The 17,194-nt window shown below is 64.5% G+C and carries 17 protein-coding genes; 4 read left to right on the top strand and 13 right to left on the bottom strand.

Features of this window, described 5'->3' with window-relative positions; genetic code table 11:
- Positions 1 to 79: 79 nt before the first annotated feature.
- On the bottom strand, positions 80 to 835 hold the full coding sequence (gene pgeF, locus BOX17_RS09525) for a peptidoglycan editing factor PgeF (RefSeq protein WP_071944008.1): 756 nt from the start codon (positions 833 to 835) through the stop codon (positions 80 to 82).
- Positions 836 to 845: 10 nt separating this feature from the next.
- Positions 846 to 1,805, bottom strand: coding sequence for a 23S rRNA pseudouridine(1911/1915/1917) synthase RluD (gene rluD, locus BOX17_RS09520; RefSeq protein WP_071944006.1), 960 nt, complete (start codon positions 1,803 to 1,805; stop codon positions 846 to 848).
- Between the two features lie 125 nt (positions 1,806 to 1,930).
- Between rluD and BOX17_RS09515 the strand changes: the two genes are divergently transcribed.
- A complete protein-coding gene (locus BOX17_RS09515; RefSeq protein WP_071944004.1) occupies positions 1,931 to 2,743 on the top strand; it encodes an outer membrane protein assembly factor BamD in 813 nt (270 codons plus the stop codon).
- 101 nt (positions 2,744 to 2,844) lie between these two features.
- On the opposite strand, the gene BOX17_RS09510 is transcribed toward BOX17_RS09515, so the two are convergent.
- Positions 2,845 to 4,476, bottom strand: coding sequence for an NAD+ synthase (locus tag BOX17_RS09510; protein WP_071944002.1), 1,632 nt, complete (start codon positions 4,474 to 4,476; stop codon positions 2,845 to 2,847).
- 101 nt (positions 4,477 to 4,577) lie between these two features.
- Between BOX17_RS09510 and BOX17_RS09505 the strand changes: the two genes are divergently transcribed.
- Together BOX17_RS09505 and BOX17_RS09500 are read left to right on the top strand one after the other, a co-directional pair.
- Complete coding sequence (locus BOX17_RS09505; protein ID WP_071944000.1) at positions 4,578 to 4,859, top strand: PP0621 family protein; 282 nt, start codon at positions 4,578 to 4,580, stop codon at positions 4,857 to 4,859.
- 186 nt (positions 4,860 to 5,045) lie between these two features.
- Complete coding sequence (locus tag BOX17_RS09500) at positions 5,046 to 5,597, top strand: GspH/FimT family pseudopilin (RefSeq protein ID WP_071943998.1); 552 nt, start codon at positions 5,046 to 5,048, stop codon at positions 5,595 to 5,597.
- A gap of 170 nt (positions 5,598 to 5,767) precedes the next feature.
- Here the strand turns inward: BOX17_RS09500 and BOX17_RS16770 are convergent, their stop codons facing one another.
- The 6 genes from BOX17_RS16770 to BOX17_RS09475 form a co-directional block, all read right to left on the bottom strand.
- The gene (locus BOX17_RS16770; RefSeq protein ID WP_125925540.1) at positions 5,768 to 7,675 is read right to left on the bottom strand and encodes a PilX N-terminal domain-containing pilus assembly protein; all 1,908 of its coding nucleotides are present in this window, start codon (positions 7,673 to 7,675) and stop codon (positions 5,768 to 5,770) included.
- A 44-nt stretch (positions 7,676 to 7,719) separates the two neighbouring features.
- Entirely contained in the window at positions 7,720 to 8,226 is a 507-nt protein-coding gene (locus BOX17_RS09495; protein ID WP_244272126.1) for a PilW family protein, read from the bottom strand.
- Between the two features lie 77 nt (positions 8,227 to 8,303).
- On the bottom strand, positions 8,304 to 8,696 hold the full coding sequence (locus tag BOX17_RS16765; RefSeq protein WP_244272125.1) for a type IV pilus modification protein PilV: 393 nt from the start codon (positions 8,694 to 8,696) through the stop codon (positions 8,304 to 8,306).
- 58 nt (positions 8,697 to 8,754) lie between these two features.
- Complete coding sequence (locus tag BOX17_RS09485; RefSeq protein ID WP_083582124.1) at positions 8,755 to 9,282, bottom strand: GspH/FimT family pseudopilin; 528 nt, start codon at positions 9,280 to 9,282, stop codon at positions 8,755 to 8,757.
- Positions 9,242 to 9,709 (bottom strand): type IV pilin protein, encoded by a 468-nt coding sequence (locus BOX17_RS09480; protein WP_083582123.1) that lies wholly within the window; start codon positions 9,707 to 9,709, stop codon positions 9,242 to 9,244. Before BOX17_RS09480 ends, BOX17_RS09485 begins: the two co-directional genes overlap by 41 nt.
- Before the next feature lie 392 nt (positions 9,710 to 10,101).
- Positions 10,102 to 10,740 (bottom strand): DUF2799 domain-containing protein, encoded by a 639-nt coding sequence (locus BOX17_RS09475; protein WP_071943990.1) that lies wholly within the window; start codon positions 10,738 to 10,740, stop codon positions 10,102 to 10,104.
- Positions 10,741 to 10,860: 120 nt separating this feature from the next.
- On the opposite strand from BOX17_RS09475, the gene BOX17_RS09470 reads away from it, so the two are divergent.
- Positions 10,861 to 12,102 (top strand): OmpP1/FadL family transporter, encoded by a 1,242-nt coding sequence (locus tag BOX17_RS09470; RefSeq protein WP_071943988.1) that lies wholly within the window; start codon positions 10,861 to 10,863, stop codon positions 12,100 to 12,102.
- A gap of 80 nt (positions 12,103 to 12,182) precedes the next feature.
- Here BOX17_RS09470 and ispH read toward each other — a convergent pair whose 3' ends face one another.
- The 4 genes from ispH to ileS all read right to left on the bottom strand — a co-directional run bounded on the left by ispH (position 12,183) and on the right by ileS (position 17,189).
- On the bottom strand, positions 12,183 to 13,151 hold the full coding sequence (gene ispH / locus BOX17_RS09465) for a 4-hydroxy-3-methylbut-2-enyl diphosphate reductase (RefSeq protein ID WP_244272124.1): 969 nt from the start codon (positions 13,149 to 13,151) through the stop codon (positions 12,183 to 12,185).
- Positions 13,152 to 13,209: 58 nt separating this feature from the next.
- The gene (gene fkpB, locus BOX17_RS09460) at positions 13,210 to 13,671 is read right to left on the bottom strand and encodes an FKBP-type peptidyl-prolyl cis-trans isomerase (RefSeq protein ID WP_071943984.1); all 462 of its coding nucleotides are present in this window, start codon (positions 13,669 to 13,671) and stop codon (positions 13,210 to 13,212) included.
- A gap of 107 nt (positions 13,672 to 13,778) precedes the next feature.
- The gene (lspA, locus tag BOX17_RS09455; RefSeq protein WP_071946783.1) at positions 13,779 to 14,306 is read right to left on the bottom strand and encodes a signal peptidase II; all 528 of its coding nucleotides are present in this window, start codon (positions 14,304 to 14,306) and stop codon (positions 13,779 to 13,781) included.
- 48 nt (positions 14,307 to 14,354) lie between these two features.
- Positions 14,355 to 17,189: an isoleucine--tRNA ligase gene (ileS, locus tag BOX17_RS09450; RefSeq protein ID WP_071943982.1), complete on the bottom strand. Its 2,835-nt coding sequence runs from the start codon at positions 17,187 to 17,189 to the stop codon at positions 14,355 to 14,357.
- Between the last annotated feature and the right edge of the window lie 5 nt (positions 17,190 to 17,194).

Below are 17,194 nucleotides of genomic sequence, written 5' to 3'. Positions count from 1 at the left end.
AGCGAGGAGGAGGTTGATGCAGATCAAGCCCGCCACCTTGGCGGGGGGCGGTGTGGAGGGGCCAACGGGACCGCGGCGGCTAGCGCAGCCAGATCACGCTGGCCATGCGGCCGGTGACGCCGTCGTCGCGACGGCAGGAATAGAAGCGCGGTTCGCAGGCGGTGCAGAAGTGGCCGCCGCTGACGTGGGAGACGCCGAGCCGCTCCAGGCGCAGGCGCGCCAGCTTGTAGAGGTCGGCCATGAAGTGACCCAGCCGATAGGGGCTGGGGTCGAAGGCCGCCTCGGCTTCGGGGTGCACGCCGACGAAGGCCTGCTGGACCTCGGGCCCGACCTCGAACTGGGCGTTGGAGATGGCCGGGCCCAGCCAGGCCATCAGCTCCTCCGGGGGGAGGCCCATCGCGCCCACGGTCGCCTCGATCACGCCGCCGGCGAGTCCGCGCCAGCCCGCGTGGACCGCCGCCACACGAGTACCACGACGGTCGCAGAGGAACACCGGCAGGCAGTCCGCGGTGAGCACCACGCAGGCGTACTCCCGGCTCGTGGCCACGGCGGCGTCCGCCTCGGGCCTGTCCTTGGCGAAGGCCTGCTGCACCCGCGCGCCATGCACCTGGTCGAGCCACAGCAGCGGACGGCCGTCGCCGACTTCCTTCTCCAGCTGCCGACGGCACAGCGCCACATGGTTCGGGTTGTCGCCCACGTGCTCGGCCGCGTTGAAGGCGGCGTAGACCCCCTGGCTCGGCCCCGTCTCGCGGGTGGTGACGAAGGCCCCGACGTTCTCCGGAGCCGGCCAGTCGGGCAGGATCGGGGTCGGGCGAAGGTCGAAGGTATCGCTCATCACGGGTTCCTTAGCGCATGGTCTCGCCGTCGTCGCGCAGGTAGTCGAGCAGCATCAACAGGTCATCCGGCAGCGGCGCGCGGAAGGCCATCCGCTCGCCGCTGACGGGGTGCACGAAGGCCAGCTTGCGGGCATGCAGCGCCTGGCGCGGGAAGTCGCGCAGGATCTCCTTGAGCGCCTCGCCCGCGCCTGCCGGGAGCTTGAGGCGTCCGCCGTAGACCGGGTCGCCGATCAGCGGATAGCGCGCATGGGCCATGTGCACCCGAATCTGGTGGGTGCGTCCGGTCTCGAGTTTGCAGCGCACGTGGGTATGGGCGCGGAAGCGCTCCACCACGCGGTAGTGGGTCACCGCCGGCTTGCCCGAGTCGTTCACCGCCTGCCGCTTGCGGTCCCGCGGGTGGCGGCCGATGGGCGCATCCACGGTGCCGCCGGCAGTCATCACGCCGACCACCACGGCATCGTATTCCCGGGACACGCTGCGTGCCTGCAGCTGCTCGACCAGGGCCGTCTGGGCCGCCAGGGTCCTGGCCACCACCATCAGGCCGCTGGTGTCCTTGTCCAGGCGATGCACGATGCCCGCCCGGGGGATGCTCGCCAACTGGGGGTCGTGGTGCAGCAGGGCATTGAGCAGGGTCCCGTCGGGGTTGCCGGCGGCGGGGTGGACCACCAGGCCAGGCGGCTTGTCGATCACCAGCACCGCCTCGTCCTCGTAGACCACTGTCAGGGGGATGTCCTCGGGCTCGAAGCGGGTGTCGTCCTCGATCTCGGCGGCAAGTGCCAGGGCCTCGCCGCCGTAGACCTTGTCCTTGGGCTTGGCCGGCTGGCCATCGAGGGTCAGGGCGCCGCTCTTGATCCAGGACTTGAGTCGCTCCCGGGAAAAGTCGGCGAAGAGCTCGGCGGCGGCCTGGTCGAGGCGCATGCCCGCCATGCGTTCGGGAACGCGATGCTGGGCTTCGTGGGTCTGGGACATGGGTCGGGACAGGGCTCGTTGAGCACCGGGTGCGATGACTGCGTTTCGCCGCAAGGTGCTTTATAGTGGGCGGATTGAGGCCGATTCTATCACGGCCATCCGGGTTGTTAGACACGAGGATCACGATGCGCGTTATCACCTCCCCCGCACGCCTGGCTGTCCTGCTGCTGGCCGGCGCCCTGCTGGCCGGCTGCGCCGGCACCCCCGAGGAAGAGGAACTCGACGGCGTCGCCGAACGCCAGCTCTACGAGGAGGGGCGCGAGGCCCTCGAGGAAGGCAGCTACACCACGGCGACCAACCGGCTCGAGGCCATCGATACCCGTTTCCCCTTCGGCGAGCATGCCGAGCAGGCCCAGCTGGAGCTGATCTACGCCTACTACCAGACCGACGACTGGGAGGGCGCCCGGGCCGCCGCCAGCCGCTTCATCCGTCTGCACCCGGACCATCCCCAGGTCGACTACGCCTACTACATGCGCGGCCTGGCCGCCTGGCAGGCGGGCCGTTTCAGCCTGGAACGCCTGCGGCTGATCGACATCTCCAAGCGTGACCTGGGCGCCACCCGCGACGCCTACGCCGACTTCAACGAGCTGATCCAGCGCTACCCCAGCAGCCAGTACGCTCCTGACGCCCGGCAGCGCATCGTCTACCTGCGCAACGTGCTGGCCCGCCACGAGCTGCACGTGGCCGACTTCTACCTGCGCAAGGGCGCCTACCTTGCCGCCGTGGAGCGCGGCCGCTGGGTGCTGGAGAACTATCCCCAGTCGGAGGCAACCCGCGACGCCCTGGCGGTGATGGTCGAAGGCTACCTGGGCCTCGACATGCGCGACCGGGCCCGCGAGACCCTGCAGGTGATGATCGAGAACGCCCCGAACCACGAGCGGCTTCGCGGCCGCACCTTCCGGCCGCAGCACGTCAAGGCCGAGGCGCTTTCGGTCTGATCCCGGGCTGATCCCGACGCCAAAGACCACGACGCCGCCACCCTCTCGGGTGGCGGCGTCGTTTCAGGGGCACGGCCAGTGAATGCCAGACGGCCCGGCGGTCAGTCGCCGGGCTGCCAGCCGTTGACGATGGGATAGCGGCGGTCGCGGCCGAAGCCGCGACGGGTGACGCGCACCCCCACCGGGGCCTGGCGGCGCTTGTACTCGCAGCGGTCCACCAGCTTGACCACCTTGTAGACGTCCTCGCGGTCGAAGCCCGCCGCGATGATCGCCTCGGCGCTCATGTCGCCCTCGATGTAGCGCACCAGGATGGCGTCGAGCACGTCGTAGTCCGGCAGGCTGTCGCTGTCCTGCTGGTCGGGGGCGAGCTCGGCGGAGGGCGGCCGCTCGATGACCCGCGAGGGGATCGCCGGGGACTGGGTGTTGCGCCAGCGGGCCAGGCGGTAGACCCAGGTCTTGTAGACGTCCTTGATGGCGTTGTAGCCGCCGACCATGTCGCCGTAGAGGGTGGCGTAGCCCACCGCCATCTCGCTCTTGTTGCCGGTGGTCAGCACCATCAGGCCCTTCTTGTTGGAGAGCGCCATCAGCAGCACACCGCGGCAACGCGACTGCAGGTTCTCCTCGGTGGTGTCCCGCTCGGTGCCGGCGAAGCTCTCGGAGAGGGTCTCCATGAAGGCCTCGACCATCGACTCGATGGGCAGCACCTCGTAGCCGACCCCGAGCAGATCGGCCTGCTCGGCGGCGTCCTGCTTCGAGATGTCCGCGGTGTAGTGGTAGGGCATCATCACCGCGTGGACCCGCTGCGGGCCCAGGGCATCCACGGCGATGGCGAGCGACAGTGCCGAGTCGATGCCGCCGGAGAGGCCCAGCACCACGCCCTGGAAGCCGCTCTTGTTGACGTAGTCGCGCAGGCCGGTGACCAGTGCGCAGTAGAGGTTCTCCTCCGGCTCGACATCGGGCTCGGTCTCGCCCGGCTGGGGCACCCAGCGATGGTTCTCGCGCACGAACTGCACCGGCATCAGGCCCACCGCCCAGTGGGGCGCCTGAACCACCAGTTCGCCGGCGGCGTTGACGCAGGCCGAGCCGCCGTCGAAGACCAGCTCGTCCTGCCCGCCGATCTGGTTGACGTAGACGATGGGCAGCGCCACCTCCCGGGCACGTGCCTCGAGCAGGGCCAGCCGCTCCGCGGGCTTGTCCTGGTGGAACGGCGAGGCGTTCAGGGTGACGAGGATCTCGGCGCCGGCGTCCCGGGCCTGACGGACAGGCGCGTCGCTCCAGATGTCCTCGCAGATGAGGATGCCGAGCTTCGCGCCCTTGTGCTCGATCACCAGTGGCTCGGTGCCGGTGGAGAAGTAGCGCTGCTCGTCGAACACCTCGTAGTTGGGCAGCGCCTGCTTGGCGTACTCGTCCAGCCACTCGCCGTTGTAGAGCACCCCCGCCAGGTTCCAGTTCTGCCCTTCACGGCGGCCCGGGTAGCCGACGATGACCATCACGTCCCGCGCCATCTTCTCGGCCATGTGGGCGCGGGCGTGACGCAGGCGGGTCTCCATGGAGGGGCGCAGCAGCAGGTCCTCCGGCGGGTAGCCGGTCAGGAAGAGCTCGGGCAGGACCACGATGTCGGCACCATGCTCGATTCGTGCCTCACGCACGGTCTCGATGGCGAGGTTGGCGTTGCCGGGAATGTCGCCGACCAGCGGGTCGAGCTGAGCCATCACCAGGGTCAGGTCTTGCATGGGCTTGGAAATCTCTCGAGAATCGATGGATGTCCGCCATTGTCCCGCAAGGGCGGCCGAGTGGCAAAGCCGGCCACCCCCACCAGGGAGTCCCACAAGGAATGAACCTGTTGCTGATTCGCCTGATCATCTTCGCCGTGCTGTTCGTCGCCGGCCTCAAGCTCTACCGCATGTACCGCGAGTGGAAACTGGACCGCGACGGCCCGGACCAGGGAGGCGACGCCCAGGGCAACCGCATGGTGCGCTGCCGGTGGTGCCAGGTGCACCTGCCCGAGGACGACGCCCTGCGCGAGCGCGGCGAGTGGTTCTGCTCCGGCGAGCACCGGGACAAGTACCTGTCGGAACAGAAGCAGGAGCAGAAGGAACAGGACAAGGAAGACTAGCGGCACAGGGTCGCCCCGTGCCCTACTCCGACCACCCTCATCAACGACTGTCCTGAGCGGCGACCTCCTCGCCTTGACCGCTCACCTGGCGCACAGCGCCTGTACGAGATCGCCTACGGCGGGCCAGGCCCTCCCCGCTAGCCTGAAAGGTGCACCCACCGAACAGGCCACCGCCGGGAGGGCACCATGCGCCCTGCTGCCCGCTTTGCTCCTCGTCGCTCTTTCTCTTCCCGCCAGCACGGCCTGACGCTGATCGAGCTGCTCGTCGCCATCGCCGTGCTCGCCATCATCGCCACCATGGGCGTGCCCAGTTTCCAGCGTTTCACCGCACGCAACGAGATCGCCGCCGAGGTGATGCGCATCAGGACCGCGCTGGCCTTGGCGAGGAATACTGCGGTAATGAAACGGACGACGATCTCCGTCTGCTCGAGCCCTGGGCCCGATCACGACATCTGCACCTTCGATGACTGGTCGCACCCCTGGGTGATCGTGGAGGGAGAAGTATCAGGGGGATCCCTGACCGGCGACACTCTATTGAAGGTACTTGACGGACCTGACAACACGACGCTTACCTTCAACCGAGATGACCGGCCTGTGAGATTCTCGGCGTTGGGATGGTCACAAGGCTACAATGGAACCTTCGAGATATGTAGCGCAACTGAGCGAGGTGCTTCAGTCATCCTCAACAACTTGGGCCGGGCCAGGGTCGCAAGCGAAAATGAGGCACCATCTTGCTGAAAGCGAGCCCCCTTCCATGCCCTTCCATGCCCTTCCATGCCCTTCCATGAAATGGCTAGCCTCGCCCAGCATCGATGGTCAACCTGCCCCGCAGGACGAAAAAAACAAAGCGCCAAGGGCTGTGCCCTTGGCGCTGTTTCGTAGCCGGGACCAGGGCCCCGATGCCTTTACTAGAGATCGGGGGGCACGACCACTTCCCCCCATCCTTTGAGACCATATTCATAACTACCATTTAGTCTTTTTTGACCTACCACAAATTTTACTCTCGCGTCATTCGACAGCAGACTGAACGCATTCTGAAGAACCTGGTAGTCGTATGTATACGGCTGCTTTCCACCGCCGTTGACATCCACACCGATCGGATCAAACTTCCGCACAATGTTTTCAGGCGCAATATTAGCTTGCGCAACTGGGGTGCAAGTGTCAGTGTCAGGGGTATGGCAACCTGGTGGAGCATAAACAGGGTCAAGGCCGGTCAGCCTATTGCCAGCACCATCTACGATATAACTAACATCCATATATTCAACTGGAACAGCAGATGGATCAACCGGCTCTTTCCCTACTACAACCTTGGCGTCTGGGCCAACCGGAATAGAGTCCACCGTCAATGGGTTGCCGTCGACATCCAGTAGATTACCGGATGAATCACGAAATGGCTGAAGCTCACCAGTCACATTCCCGTCTGCATCGGTATCTTGATATCTCACACTGTAAGGAGCAGAGATGATGGCTCCAGTAGTTGGGTCATTGCCAGCACCGTCGATCTTGTAGTCACCCAAGACGATGATAAGGCCCTCGAACTCCGGGTTGCCTGAGAACTGCACATCTCCGTCAATAATCAATACACCTGACTTACTGAACCCTCCCAGGTTCATATAAGGCCTTTCCAGCCTTGGCGCGTCCGAATCCGAATCCGATTCACGAATAGCATAATCATCCCAGACTGGACGAGCATATCCATCAACTTCAAATTGACTGGTAATAAAATAGACCTGATCACCTTCAACATTATTAATAAAAGAGCCGCTACTAGTATCCGTTGCAATTTCCTCGGAAATCCATAATGGCTTAATATACTTGCAAGGGTCACCAGACGCGCACTCTTCAGCAGTAGTCGATGGTGTCACTGCCGCGTCCACGAAAGCATCAAACTCATCAGGCTTGCTCAATATTGGCGCGCCAAGCGCTGAGGCAATGCCTCCCTTATAGTTGCAAAGATTATTATTGGTAGTATCGCAATCTTCATAATCTCCGTCATACACACCATCCGAATTCACAACATCATTGGCATGATAAACGCCAGCCTCACACCGGCCAGTGGTTATAGTATCGCACCCCTCCTCTGGAACAAAGGTTACACGATCACTGATGATTTCGTCAGGACCGGCCTTGAGCACATCCCTGATAATCTTTTCGGCTTCCACCCTGCTGGAAACCGAAATGGCAGGATTGATATAGCCATCCACATCTTCCTCACCCTCGAGGACGGCCTGGGAACGAATACCGTCGTATTCTGTCAGCGCACCCACAAAATTCAGGGGAGACAGGGATTCGCCGAGGACGACACCGACCAGAAGACGAATCGTTCTTCTTGCCACCAAGTTATCGGGCAATGTGGAAAGTGCACCGGATGAGAAGAGAATACCCCCTTTGCCTCCAGAAAAGACCAGGCCATCCGCATCGACAGCGACGAGGTCAGACGTTCCACCTCCTCTCGCTGATATGGCATAACAGCTGTTCGGCAAGGTAGAGTCCGCTGCACTGGCGACGCTCACGGAAACTAAAGAACATTCATTCAGAAGGGTGGAATCTGAACTGGCCCAATCTCGAAATGCCGAAAGTATGGCAGCCATGTACGATTCATAGCTTTCATCCTCGGCCGGATCGCGGACCGGAACCACCAGGGCCGGACCAACTGCATACGAGAATTCCGAGGCACCAAACTCGGCGGCCATGAGTGCAAGACTGGCTGCGCGCTGATTGCCCGCCATGGTCTCTTCCAGCCTCGCATTCTGAAAGCTGGTAATACCCAGGATCAGGGCGACCACCAGCAGGACCAGGGTGACCACCAAGGCCATGCCACCTTCCTTGCCCGATTTAGTTTTCATAACGTACCCCATCATCAAGACGCACAGCCATCAAATACCGCACAGCGGAGTGCCACCACAAAACTGAAGATCGAGCTATCTGCAGGCTCCCCGGACATTGCCTCGAAAGTGACATTGGCCTCTACATACGGCAACTCTTCGGGAGGGAGTGGCGAAAACGACAGCGCTTCCACTCCATTCACCAAGGCATTGGTGGTATAGCCTGAAGCGCTGTCACACTGGACTCCCACCATCACCGAGGGTGATGCATAGGAGTACTTCACACTGACCAGATTACCGCCACCGCTGCAGGCAGGATCGGCCTGACGACGGCCTTCATAGAAGAGGGTGAGCTCGCTTCCGGCAGCGTTGATGCTTGCCGACGTGGCCGTCCTGACATCCAGTGAAATGAAATCATAGAGTGCCCGGAGACTTTGCTGGCGAGACGCCAACTGCTCCATCTGGTCGTAGGTTCTCTTGGAGGCAATAAAGAGCTGCCCTGCACCCAGGACAACGATGAGTCCGATCACCAAGGCGACCATCAACTCGACAAGTGAGAACCCCTGGCATCGGCGAGCGTACGGAAACAAAGATCTGGACACCGTATGATGCTCCATCGTCATAAGCCCGGCAGCTTGGCCAAGAACTCGAGGTTAGAAACATCCTCCCCCACGAAACGCTCATCTTGCCATCCAATGAAGATACGAAAGCCACACTCACTGTCGGAAGAGACATCAAGAGAAGACTGGACTTCAAGCTGGTTGAAATGGGGGCTCCATGCGTCCCCCCAGTCATTCACGTGATCCAGACCAATGCCGCCCGCCAGTGCATCAGGATCCTTGAAGGGACACACCCTACTGTGCTCACCCAGCTCCACCCACAGACGCTCCTGAGCATCCTGGGCAGCGACGGCAGCAATGGAACGTTGATAGGAGACATGCGCACTCTGCAGGGCCTTGAGCTGCATCGCGGCAACACCGAGAAGCCCAAACACTAATACCAGAAGCGCCACCAAGGCCTCAATCAGAGTAAAGCCCCTCGAGGCAAGCATACCCGTGCACCGCCGTCTCTTAGGCACCACATTCACCCCCCTCAGCTACACCTGCCAAATTTACACAGACTTTCTTGCTTTTACCCGCGTAACTAACTTCAATCGCTACTGCCGCTGAAGGCCTACCCAGCGCATTATAGGTAAACGTATCATCAGCACCAAGAGTGACAGGGGAAGAGCTTTCGTCTACTACCTTCACACACCACTTTGTCTCTGAAGCAGCATCACAGTCTATGCTTGCTGCACCGGACGCGGCCAAACGTTTAACCTGCAAGACCCAGCCTCCGCCATCAATGGCATCCAGTTCCAACGTGACCACTTCTCTTCTCTTTACGGCTTCGCTTCGTGCCAGATTTAGCCCAGAAAGGATCTCGTTATGAGCTGCCGTCAACCTATTGGATGAGAGAAGCATCTGAAAATTTGGAACAGCTATCGTGGCCACAATCACAAGAACAGCAATCGTCACCAAGAGTTCAATCAGTGTAAAGCCCCTGACCACCCCGACTTTACCAACACGCATCAATTTCCGTCCCTCCCGAATTTTCATTCTTCCTGCCCCCCTGTTGGTTCAGGGTGAACGTTCCGCAAGGATCATCCTCTTGCACGCCCTGTGGAGATGCCTCCAAGAGGAACTGCGATGCCGTCAGCGTAGCGGCTGACACTGTATAGAATTCGTCTTCAGAAGTTCGGGGCAGGCTCACACATGCATTTCCATCCGCCGCCGATGCATAACTGTTTGTGACCGTGTAACAACGCTCAAGACTCCCCGCTACATTATTCAATGCCGATATGGCATCCGTTCTTCTGGCCTCCTGCACATAGCGCGTGTAACTGGGGTAGGCGATTGACGCCAGGACCCCGATCACGGCGACCGCAATCAGCAGTTCGATCAGCGTGAAGCCGGCGCTTGGCCGGATGCTGCCTGAGGGGCCCTGGGGCCTGGGTCGGGGGGTGTCAAAGATCACGCGGTACATCTCCCTGCGGGGCGAGGCTTTTGTTTCAGTATGTATCAAGATGCGGTGTTGCGATAGGGTGACGGCTCAAAAATGCCATGCTACCCGGTGAGCGGCTGCTTACGCTCTGGCCTCGGCGGGGCCGTTGGTCGCCAGGGTCGCGCGGCTTCAGTCGGAGCTTGAGCACTGCTGCCCTGCGCGTGCTGGGGCGAGGCGGGACCGTCGAGCGATGCCGTGCCTATCAGCATTTGGAATGAGTCCTTTTCATTATACGGCTCATTCCGTATGAGGAACCGCCCTTCCCCGCTCCACAGGCAGCATGATGCCACTGCAGCACTCCCTGATGGCGCCGGCGGGGGGGTTGTCGCATCCAGACCAGCATCCCCGTGGTCACCACCGGGCAGGCGCTGCCGTCAGCGGTTGGACGTGCGCCGCACTTCCCGCCGGTAGATCGCTTCGCGGCGCATCTGTTCGTCTTCCAGCGCCTCGATCTCCCGAACCAGATCGATGTCGCGGTCTCTCAGGCGGGAGACCTCGGCCAGCAGCTCGACGCGCTCGTCACGCGTCGCCTCGTCGCTGACCAGGCGGGAGTTCTTGTGGGCGATATCATCCGCGATCCGCTCACGCTCGCGGCTCGCACGCTGCAACTTATTCGTCACCTCGTCGACCGCGCGGCGGGCTCGAAAGAGCACACGGCCAGCCTCGTACCCGGCCCGGAACTCGGCCTCCTGCCCGGCGGGGCACACGCCGGCGTAGCTTCCGCCGGCCCGTCCCACCTGGAAGCCTCGCCCCTCGGTGCAGTAAAGCGCCAGCCCCTCATTGCGCCCCGCCCGGTAGGCCAGGATGTTCGGCTGCACGCCGTGGTCGGCGCAGGCCTGGCGACGCTCGCTGAAGGCGGCGACGGGCTGCCCCGCCGCGCCGTCCTCGAAGCCAAGGGTGCGCCAGTCGGCGGTGCGGCATTCCGCTTCGCTCATGGAGGCGCATCCGGAAACCCCCAGCACCACGCCCAGGGCCACCACGACCGGCAGGGCGAGTCTCTTGGCTGTCGTCACGATTTTTTCCTTTCCGCTTGGCCATCGGTGCATATCAGCATAAGGACTGATTCTTTTGCATTATAAACATCGTGCTGTACAACGTGCCCCACTCCCCCTTATCCCCTGAAAGGCAGCACAATGCGACTGAAGCACTCCCTGCTGGTGCTGGCGGCCCTCGCCCCGGCCCAGGCACTGGCGACCAACGGCTACTTCTCCCACGGCTACGGCACCATCAACCAGGGCATGGCCGGCGCCGGCACCGCCCTGGCCCAGGACAGCATCGCCGCAGCCACCAACCCGGCGGGCATGGCCTTCGTCGGCAACCGCGCGGACATCGGGGCCGAGCTGTTCTCGCCGAGCCGCGAGTACAGTGTCGAGGGCGGCGGCCCCCAGAGCCAGCGCACCTTCTACCTGATGCCAGGCACCCGCGAGAGCGAGAACGAGGCCTTTGTGATCCCGAGTGCCGGCTATAACCGCCAGATCACCGAGACCCAGACGCTGGGGGTTTCGGTGTTCGCCAACGGCGGCATGAACACCGAGTACGACGGCAGCAACGGCGGCACCTTCGGAGGCGGCAAGGCCGGCGTGAACCTCGAACAGGCCTTCATCGCCCCCACCTGGACCTGGCGCTTCGCCGAGGATCAGGCCATCGGCATCTCACCGGTGATCGCCTACCAGCGCTTCTCTGCCGAGGGACTGCGCAACTTCGGCCCGATGTCCTCGGATGCCGAGGCCCTCTCCGACAACGGCACCGACGATGCCTGGGGCTACGGCTTCCAGATCGGCTGGCAGGGGCAGCTCACCGAGAACCTGCGTGGCGGCCTGAGCTGGCGCAAGGTGCTGGAGATGCAGGAGTTCGACGACTATCGCGGCCTCTTCGCCGAGCAGGGAGACTTCGACATCCCGCAGATGTTCCACGCCGGCCTCGCCTGGTCCGGCATCGAGCGCCACTGGCTGCTGCTGGACGTGCAGCACATCCGCTACGGCGCGATCGACAGCGTGGGCAATCCCTTCGATCCCACCTCGCGCCTGGGTGACGACGACGGCTCCGGCTTCGGCTGGGACGACATTACGGTGGTCAAGCTAGGCTGGCAGTGGCAGCAGGACGAGCGCCAGACCTGGCGCGCGGGCCTGAGCTACGGCGAGCAGCCGATCCCGGACAGCGAGGTGCTGTTCAACATCCTCGCCCCCGGCGTGCAGCAGTGGCACATCACCGGCGGCTTCACCCGTGAGCTCGACGGCGGCCTGAGCGTCTCCGGCATGGCCTTCTATTCGCCGGAGGAGACCGTGCGCGGCGAGAACCCCATGGGGCCGGGCCAGGAGATCGAGCTGAGCATGCGCCAGATGGGCGCGGCGGTCAGCCTGGGCTGGCAGTTCTAGAAGACACCGCCCCTCCAACGAGAACGCCGCCGTCAGGTCCCTGACGGCGGCGTTCTCGTCTCGGCGTGGCGAAGGACTCGCTACTCGCTGGCGATCACCCGCTCGCGCAGTTCACGGGGCATGGAGAAGGTGATGGTCTCCTCCCGGCCGGCGAGCTCCTCCGGCGCGGCGGCACCCAGTTCCTGCAGCCGCTCGATCACGCCCTTGACCAGCACCTCGGGGGCGCTGGCGCCGGCGGTCACGCCGATGGCGCCGACCCCCTCGAGCCAGGCGGGGTCGACCTGGTCGGCGCTGTCGATCAGGTAGGCCGGAGTGCCCACCCGCTCGGAGAGCTCGCGCAGGCGGTTGGAGTTGGAGCTGTTGGGGCTGCCCACCACCAGCACCAGGTCAGCGTCGGCGGCCAACTCGCGCACGGCGTCCTGGCGGTTCTGGGTGGCGTAGCAGATGTCGTCCTTGCGCGGCCCCTGGATCTCGGGGAACTTGGCGCGCAGGGCATCGATGACCCGGGCGGTGTCGTCCATGGAGAGGGTCGTCTGGGTCACGAAGGCGAGCTTGCTCGGGTCCTTGACCTCGAGACGCGCCACATCCTCCTCGTCCTCCACCAGGTAGATCTGCCCGCCGTGGGCGGTGTCGTAGCGGCCCATGGTGCCTTCCACCTCGGGATGCCCCTCGTGGCCGATGAGGATGCACTCCTGGCCACGGCGCGCGTAGCGCAGCACCTCGAGGTGCACCTTGGTGACCAGCGGGCAGGTGGCGTCGAACACCTTGAGGCCGCGCCGCTCGGCTTCCTCCTGCACGGCGCGGGAGACCCCGTGGGCGGAGAAGATCACGATGACGTCGTCGGGCACCTCGTGGAGCTCCTCGACGAACACCGCCCCCCGCTCGCGCAGGCTGTCCACCACGAAGCGGTTGTGGACCACCTCGTGGCGCACGTAGATCGGCGGGCCGAAGACGTCCAGCGCGCCGTTGACGATCTCGATGGCACGATCGACCCCGGCGCAGAAGCCGCGGGGGTTGGCCAGCTTGATGTGCATGGAGTTGCTTTGCATGGGGGCCTTGCCTTGATGCTCGTGCATCTGCCTGTGGATAGGGTGGGCGGTGGCCACCTCAGTGGGTGGTGGCGGGCTTCACGTCCAGGACCTCCACCTCGAAGGTCAGGGTACGCCCGGCCAGCGGATGGTTGAAGTCCACTTCCACCTGCTCGCCCTCGATGCCCTTGATCACCCCGGGCAGCTCGCCGCCGGCGGCATCGGCGAAGGACATCACCATGCCCACCTCCGGCGCGTCGCTCTCGAAGTCCTCGCGCTTGAGCAGCTGGATGTTCTGCGGGTTGTGCTGACCGAAGGCGTGCTCCGGGGTGATCTCGAAGGACCCGCTCTCGCCGATGGCCATCCCCTTGAGGGGGTGCTCGAAGCCGGGCGGCAGGTTGCCGTCGCCCACCTGGAAGGTGGCGGGCTGCTTGTCGCGGGTGGAATCCACCACGGTGCCGTCTTCCAGGCTGAGGGTGAAGTGAAGGGTCACTTCCATGCCCTCGTCGATGCGAAGGGCCTGGGGTTGCTGGTTGCTCATGGCGTGTCTCTCAATCAGTGCGTGCGATGACGGCGTGCGAAGGTGCGTGTCGGGTCGCGCGATGCAAGAAGTCAGTCCAGAAGATATCGGGGCACAAGGCGGCATTCTCAACCGCGGCGCCGGGCCCGGCGGCGCTCGGCGAAGAACGACTCCCAGATCAGGCCGATGGCGCCGAGGGTGATGCCGATGTCCGCCACGTTGAAGGCCGGGTAGTACCAGCCGGCCACGTGAAAGGAGAGGAAGTCCACCACGTAGCCGTGCACCAGGCGGTCGTAGAGGTTACCCAGCGCCCCGCCGATGATCAGCGCCAGCGACACGCCCAGCAGGGTCTCGTCGGCCTTGAGGCGACGCACCCAGAGGGTCAGGCCGATGCTCGCGCCCACGGCGATGACGGCGAAGAACCAGCGCTGCCAGCCGGGGTGCCCGGCGAGGAAGCTGAAGGCCGCGCCGGTGTTGTGCAGCAGCGTCAGGTTGAAGAATGGCAGCACCGCCACCGGGCGGGCATAGTCGAGCATCGCGCTGGCGGCATACTTCGTCGCAAGGTCAAGCACGATCACCGCCGCGGCCAGCCAGAGCCAGCGCAGCGGGTGGTGCATGGGGGCCACGTCGCCGCGGCCGGCCTGCCTGTCGCTCATGCTGCTCGCCTCGCCTTCCTGGGGCATCGGATTCCTCCTGCGCGGACCTTAGGCAAAATGACGCGTCTCGCCGGCACCGTCCGGCAGGTTGCTGATGCAGCGCCCGCAGAGGTCCGGGTGCTCGGGATGAGTGCCCACGTCCTCGCGGTGGTGCCAGCAGCGCTCGCACTTGTTGTTCGGGCTCTCGGCCACGGCCACCTTGAGCCCCTCGAGCTCGGTGGCCTCGGCGCCCCGGGCCTGGGCGAGCGGCGCCAGGCGCACCTCGCTGGTCAGCATCACGAAGCGCAGCTCGTCGCCGAGCTGGGCCAGGGTCCGGTGCAGGCCGTCGTCCACGTAGAGGGTGACCTCGGCGGCCAGGCTGCCCTTGATCGTCTTGGCGTTGCGGGCATCCTCCAGGCACTTGTTCACGGCCTGCTTGACGGTGAGCACCCGCTCCCAGAAGTCGCGGCCCATGGCGGCATCGTCGGCCAGGGTCTCGAGCCCCGGGTAGTACTCCTCGAGGAGCACGCTCTCGCCGCGCTTGCCGGGGATGTGCTCGAAGATCTCCTCGGCGGTGAAGGAGAGGATCGGCGCCACCCAGCGCGAGAGCGCCTCGACCACGTGGTAGAGGGCGGTCTGGGCGCTGCGGCGCGCCACGGAGTCGGCCTGGGTGGTGTACTGGCGATCCTTGATCACGTCCAGGTAGAAGCCGCCGAGCTCCCGGGCGCAGAAGCCGTGCACCTGCTGGTAGACATCGAGGAAGCGGTACTCCTCGAAGGCGACCTGGATGCGCGCCTGCAGCTGGGCGGCGCGATCCACCACCCACTGGTCCAGGGCCAGCATCTCGCCAAACGGCAGGACGTCGCGCTCGGGCTCGAAGCCGTTGAGGTTGGCCAGCAGGAAGCGCGAGGTGTTGCGGATGCGCCGGTAGACGTCCGCCGTGCGCTTGAGGATCTCGTCGGAGACCGCCATCTCGCCGCCGTAGTCGGTGGAGGCGACCCACAGGCGCAGGATGTCGGCGCCCAGCTTGTCCATGACTTCCTGGGGGGCCACCACGTTGCCCACCGACTTGGACATCTTGCGGCCCTGGGCATCCACGGTGAAGCCGTGGGTCAGCAGGCCCCGGTAGGGCGGATGGCCGTCGATGGCGCAGCCGGTGAGCAGCGAGGAGTGGAACCAGCCGCGGTGCTGGTCGGAACCCTCCAGATAGAGATCGGCGATCGGCCCCTGCTCGTGGCCGTGAGGGTGCGAGCCGCGCAGCACGTGGCGATGGGTGGTGCCGGAATCGAACCAGACGTCCAGGGTGTCGGTGACCTTGTCGTAATGCGCGGCCTCCTCGCCCAGCAGCTCGGCCGGATCCAGGCGGAACCAGGCATCGATGCCCTCCTGTTCCACGCGCTTGGCGGCCTCCTCCATCAACTCGACGGTGCGCGGGTGCAGCTCGCCGGTGGCCTTGTGAAGGAAGAAGGGAATCGGCACACCCCAGTTGCGCTGGCGCGAGATGCACCAGTCCGGGCGGTTGGCGATCATGCTGTGCAGGCGCGCCTTGCCCCAGGCCGGGGTGAAGGTGGTGGACTCGATGCCGTCGAGGGCCAGCTCGCGCAGGGTCCGGCCGTCCTTGCCCTGGATGTCCATGCCCACGAACCACTGGGCGGTGGCGCGGTAGATCACCGGGCTCTTGTGGCGCCAGCAGTGCATGTAGCTGTGGACGATGGGCGTGTGGGCCATCAGTGCGCCCACCTCCTCGAGCTTGGCGACGATCTGCGGGTTGGCCTTCCAGATCATCTGGCCGCCGAAGAACGGCAGGTCATCGACATAGACGCCGTTGCCCTGCACCGGGCTCTCGATCTCCTCGAACGCCATGCCGTGGGCGCGGCAGGTGACGAAGTCGTCGACGCCGTAGGCCGGAGCCGAGTGGACGATGCCGGTGCTGCCCTCCTCGGACTCCACATAGTCGGCCAGGTACACCGGCGACAGGCGATCGTAGAAGGGATGTCGGAAGCGGATGCCATCGAAGGCCTCGCCCTGGGCCGTGGCGATCACCTCGCCCTGGAGGCCGAAGCGCGACAGGCACGACTCGACCAGGTCCTCGGCCAGCACCAGCAGCCGATCGCCGGTGTCCACCAGGGCGTAGGTGAAGTCCGGGTGCATGTTCAGCGCCTGGTTGGCGGGGATGGTCCAGGGCGTGGTGGTCCAGATCACGATGGCGGCCGGCTTGGGCAACTCGCCCAGGCCGAAGGTGGCGGCCAGGCGGTCGGCGTCCTCCACGGGGAAGGCCACGTCGATGGCGTCGGACTTCTTGTCGGCGTACTCCACCTCGGCCTCGGCCAGGGCCGAGCCGCAGTCGAAGCACCAGTTGACGGGCTTGAGGCCCTTGAAGACGTAGCCCGCCTCGACCATGTCGGCCAGGGCGCGGATCTCGCCGGCCTCGTTGACGTAGTCCATGGAGCGGTAGGGGTTGTCCCAGTCGCCGATCACGCCCAGTCGCACGAAGTCGGCGAGCTGGCCCTGGATCTGCTCGGCGGCATACTCCCGGCACAGCTCACGGGCGCGCTCGGGCTCGAGGTGCTTGCCGTGGGTGGTCTCCACCTTGTGCTCGATAGGCAGGCCGTGGCAGTCCCAGCCGGGCACGTAAGGGGCGTCGAAGCCGGCGAGGTTCTTCGACTTGACGATGATGTCCTTGAGGATCTTGTTGACGGCATGACCTATGTGGATGCTGCCGTTGGCATAGGGAGGGCCATCGTGCAGCACGAAGAGCTCCCTGCCCCGGCGCTCCTCGCGCAGGCGATGGTAGAGGTCCATCTCCGTCCACTGCGCCACCCGGGCGGGCTCGCGCTTGGGCAGCATGCCCCGCATGGGGAAGTCGGTTTCTGGCAGGTTCAGAGTGTGCTTGTAGTCGCTCATATCCT

Source organism: Halomonas aestuarii (assembly GCF_001886615.1).
GTDB lineage: Bacteria > Pseudomonadota > Gammaproteobacteria > Pseudomonadales > Halomonadaceae > Halomonas > Halomonas aestuarii.
This window is presented reverse-complemented; position numbering and strand designations above follow the sequence as displayed.

Coding starts and splice junctions, on each gene's coding strand:
- fkpB (WP_071943984.1), bottom strand. CDS start 13,671: ATGAGCAACCAGCAACCCCAGGCCCTTCGCATCGACGAGGGCATGGAA.
- BOX17_RS09485 (WP_083582124.1), bottom strand. CDS start 9,282: ATGAAAATTCGGGAGGGACGGAAATTGATGCGTGTTGGTAAAGTCGGG.
- ispH (WP_244272124.1), bottom strand. CDS start 13,151: ATGCAAAGCAACTCCATGCACATCAAGCTGGCCAACCCCCGCGGCTTC.
- BOX17_RS09470 (WP_071943988.1), top strand. CDS start 10,861: ATGCGACTGAAGCACTCCCTGCTGGTGCTGGCGGCCCTCGCCCCGGCC.
- BOX17_RS16770 (WP_125925540.1), bottom strand. CDS start 7,675: ATGGCCTTGGTGGTCACCCTGGTCCTGCTGGTGGTCGCCCTGATCCTG.
- BOX17_RS09515 (WP_071944004.1), top strand. CDS start 1,931: ATGCGCGTTATCACCTCCCCCGCACGCCTGGCTGTCCTGCTGCTGGCC.
- BOX17_RS09495 (WP_244272126.1), bottom strand. CDS start 8,226: ATGGTCGCCTTGGTGATCGGACTCATCGTTGTCCTGGGTGCAGGGCAG.
- BOX17_RS09510 (WP_071944002.1), bottom strand. CDS start 4,476: ATGCAAGACCTGACCCTGGTGATGGCTCAGCTCGACCCGCTGGTCGGC.
- BOX17_RS09480 (WP_083582123.1), bottom strand. CDS start 9,709: ATGTACCGCGTGATCTTTGACACCCCCCGACCCAGGCCCCAGGGCCCC.
- pgeF (WP_071944008.1), bottom strand. CDS start 835: ATGAGCGATACCTTCGACCTTCGCCCGACCCCGATCCTGCCCGACTGG.
- BOX17_RS09505 (WP_071944000.1), top strand. CDS start 4,578: ATGAACCTGTTGCTGATTCGCCTGATCATCTTCGCCGTGCTGTTCGTC.
- lspA (WP_071946783.1), bottom strand. CDS start 14,306: ATGAGCGACAGGCAGGCCGGCCGCGGCGACGTGGCCCCCATGCACCAC.
- BOX17_RS09500 (WP_071943998.1), top strand. CDS start 5,046: ATGCGCCCTGCTGCCCGCTTTGCTCCTCGTCGCTCTTTCTCTTCCCGC.
- rluD (WP_071944006.1), bottom strand. CDS start 1,805: ATGTCCCAGACCCACGAAGCCCAGCATCGCGTTCCCGAACGCATGGCG.
- ileS (WP_071943982.1), bottom strand. CDS start 17,189: ATGAGCGACTACAAGCACACTCTGAACCTGCCAGAAACCGACTTCCCC.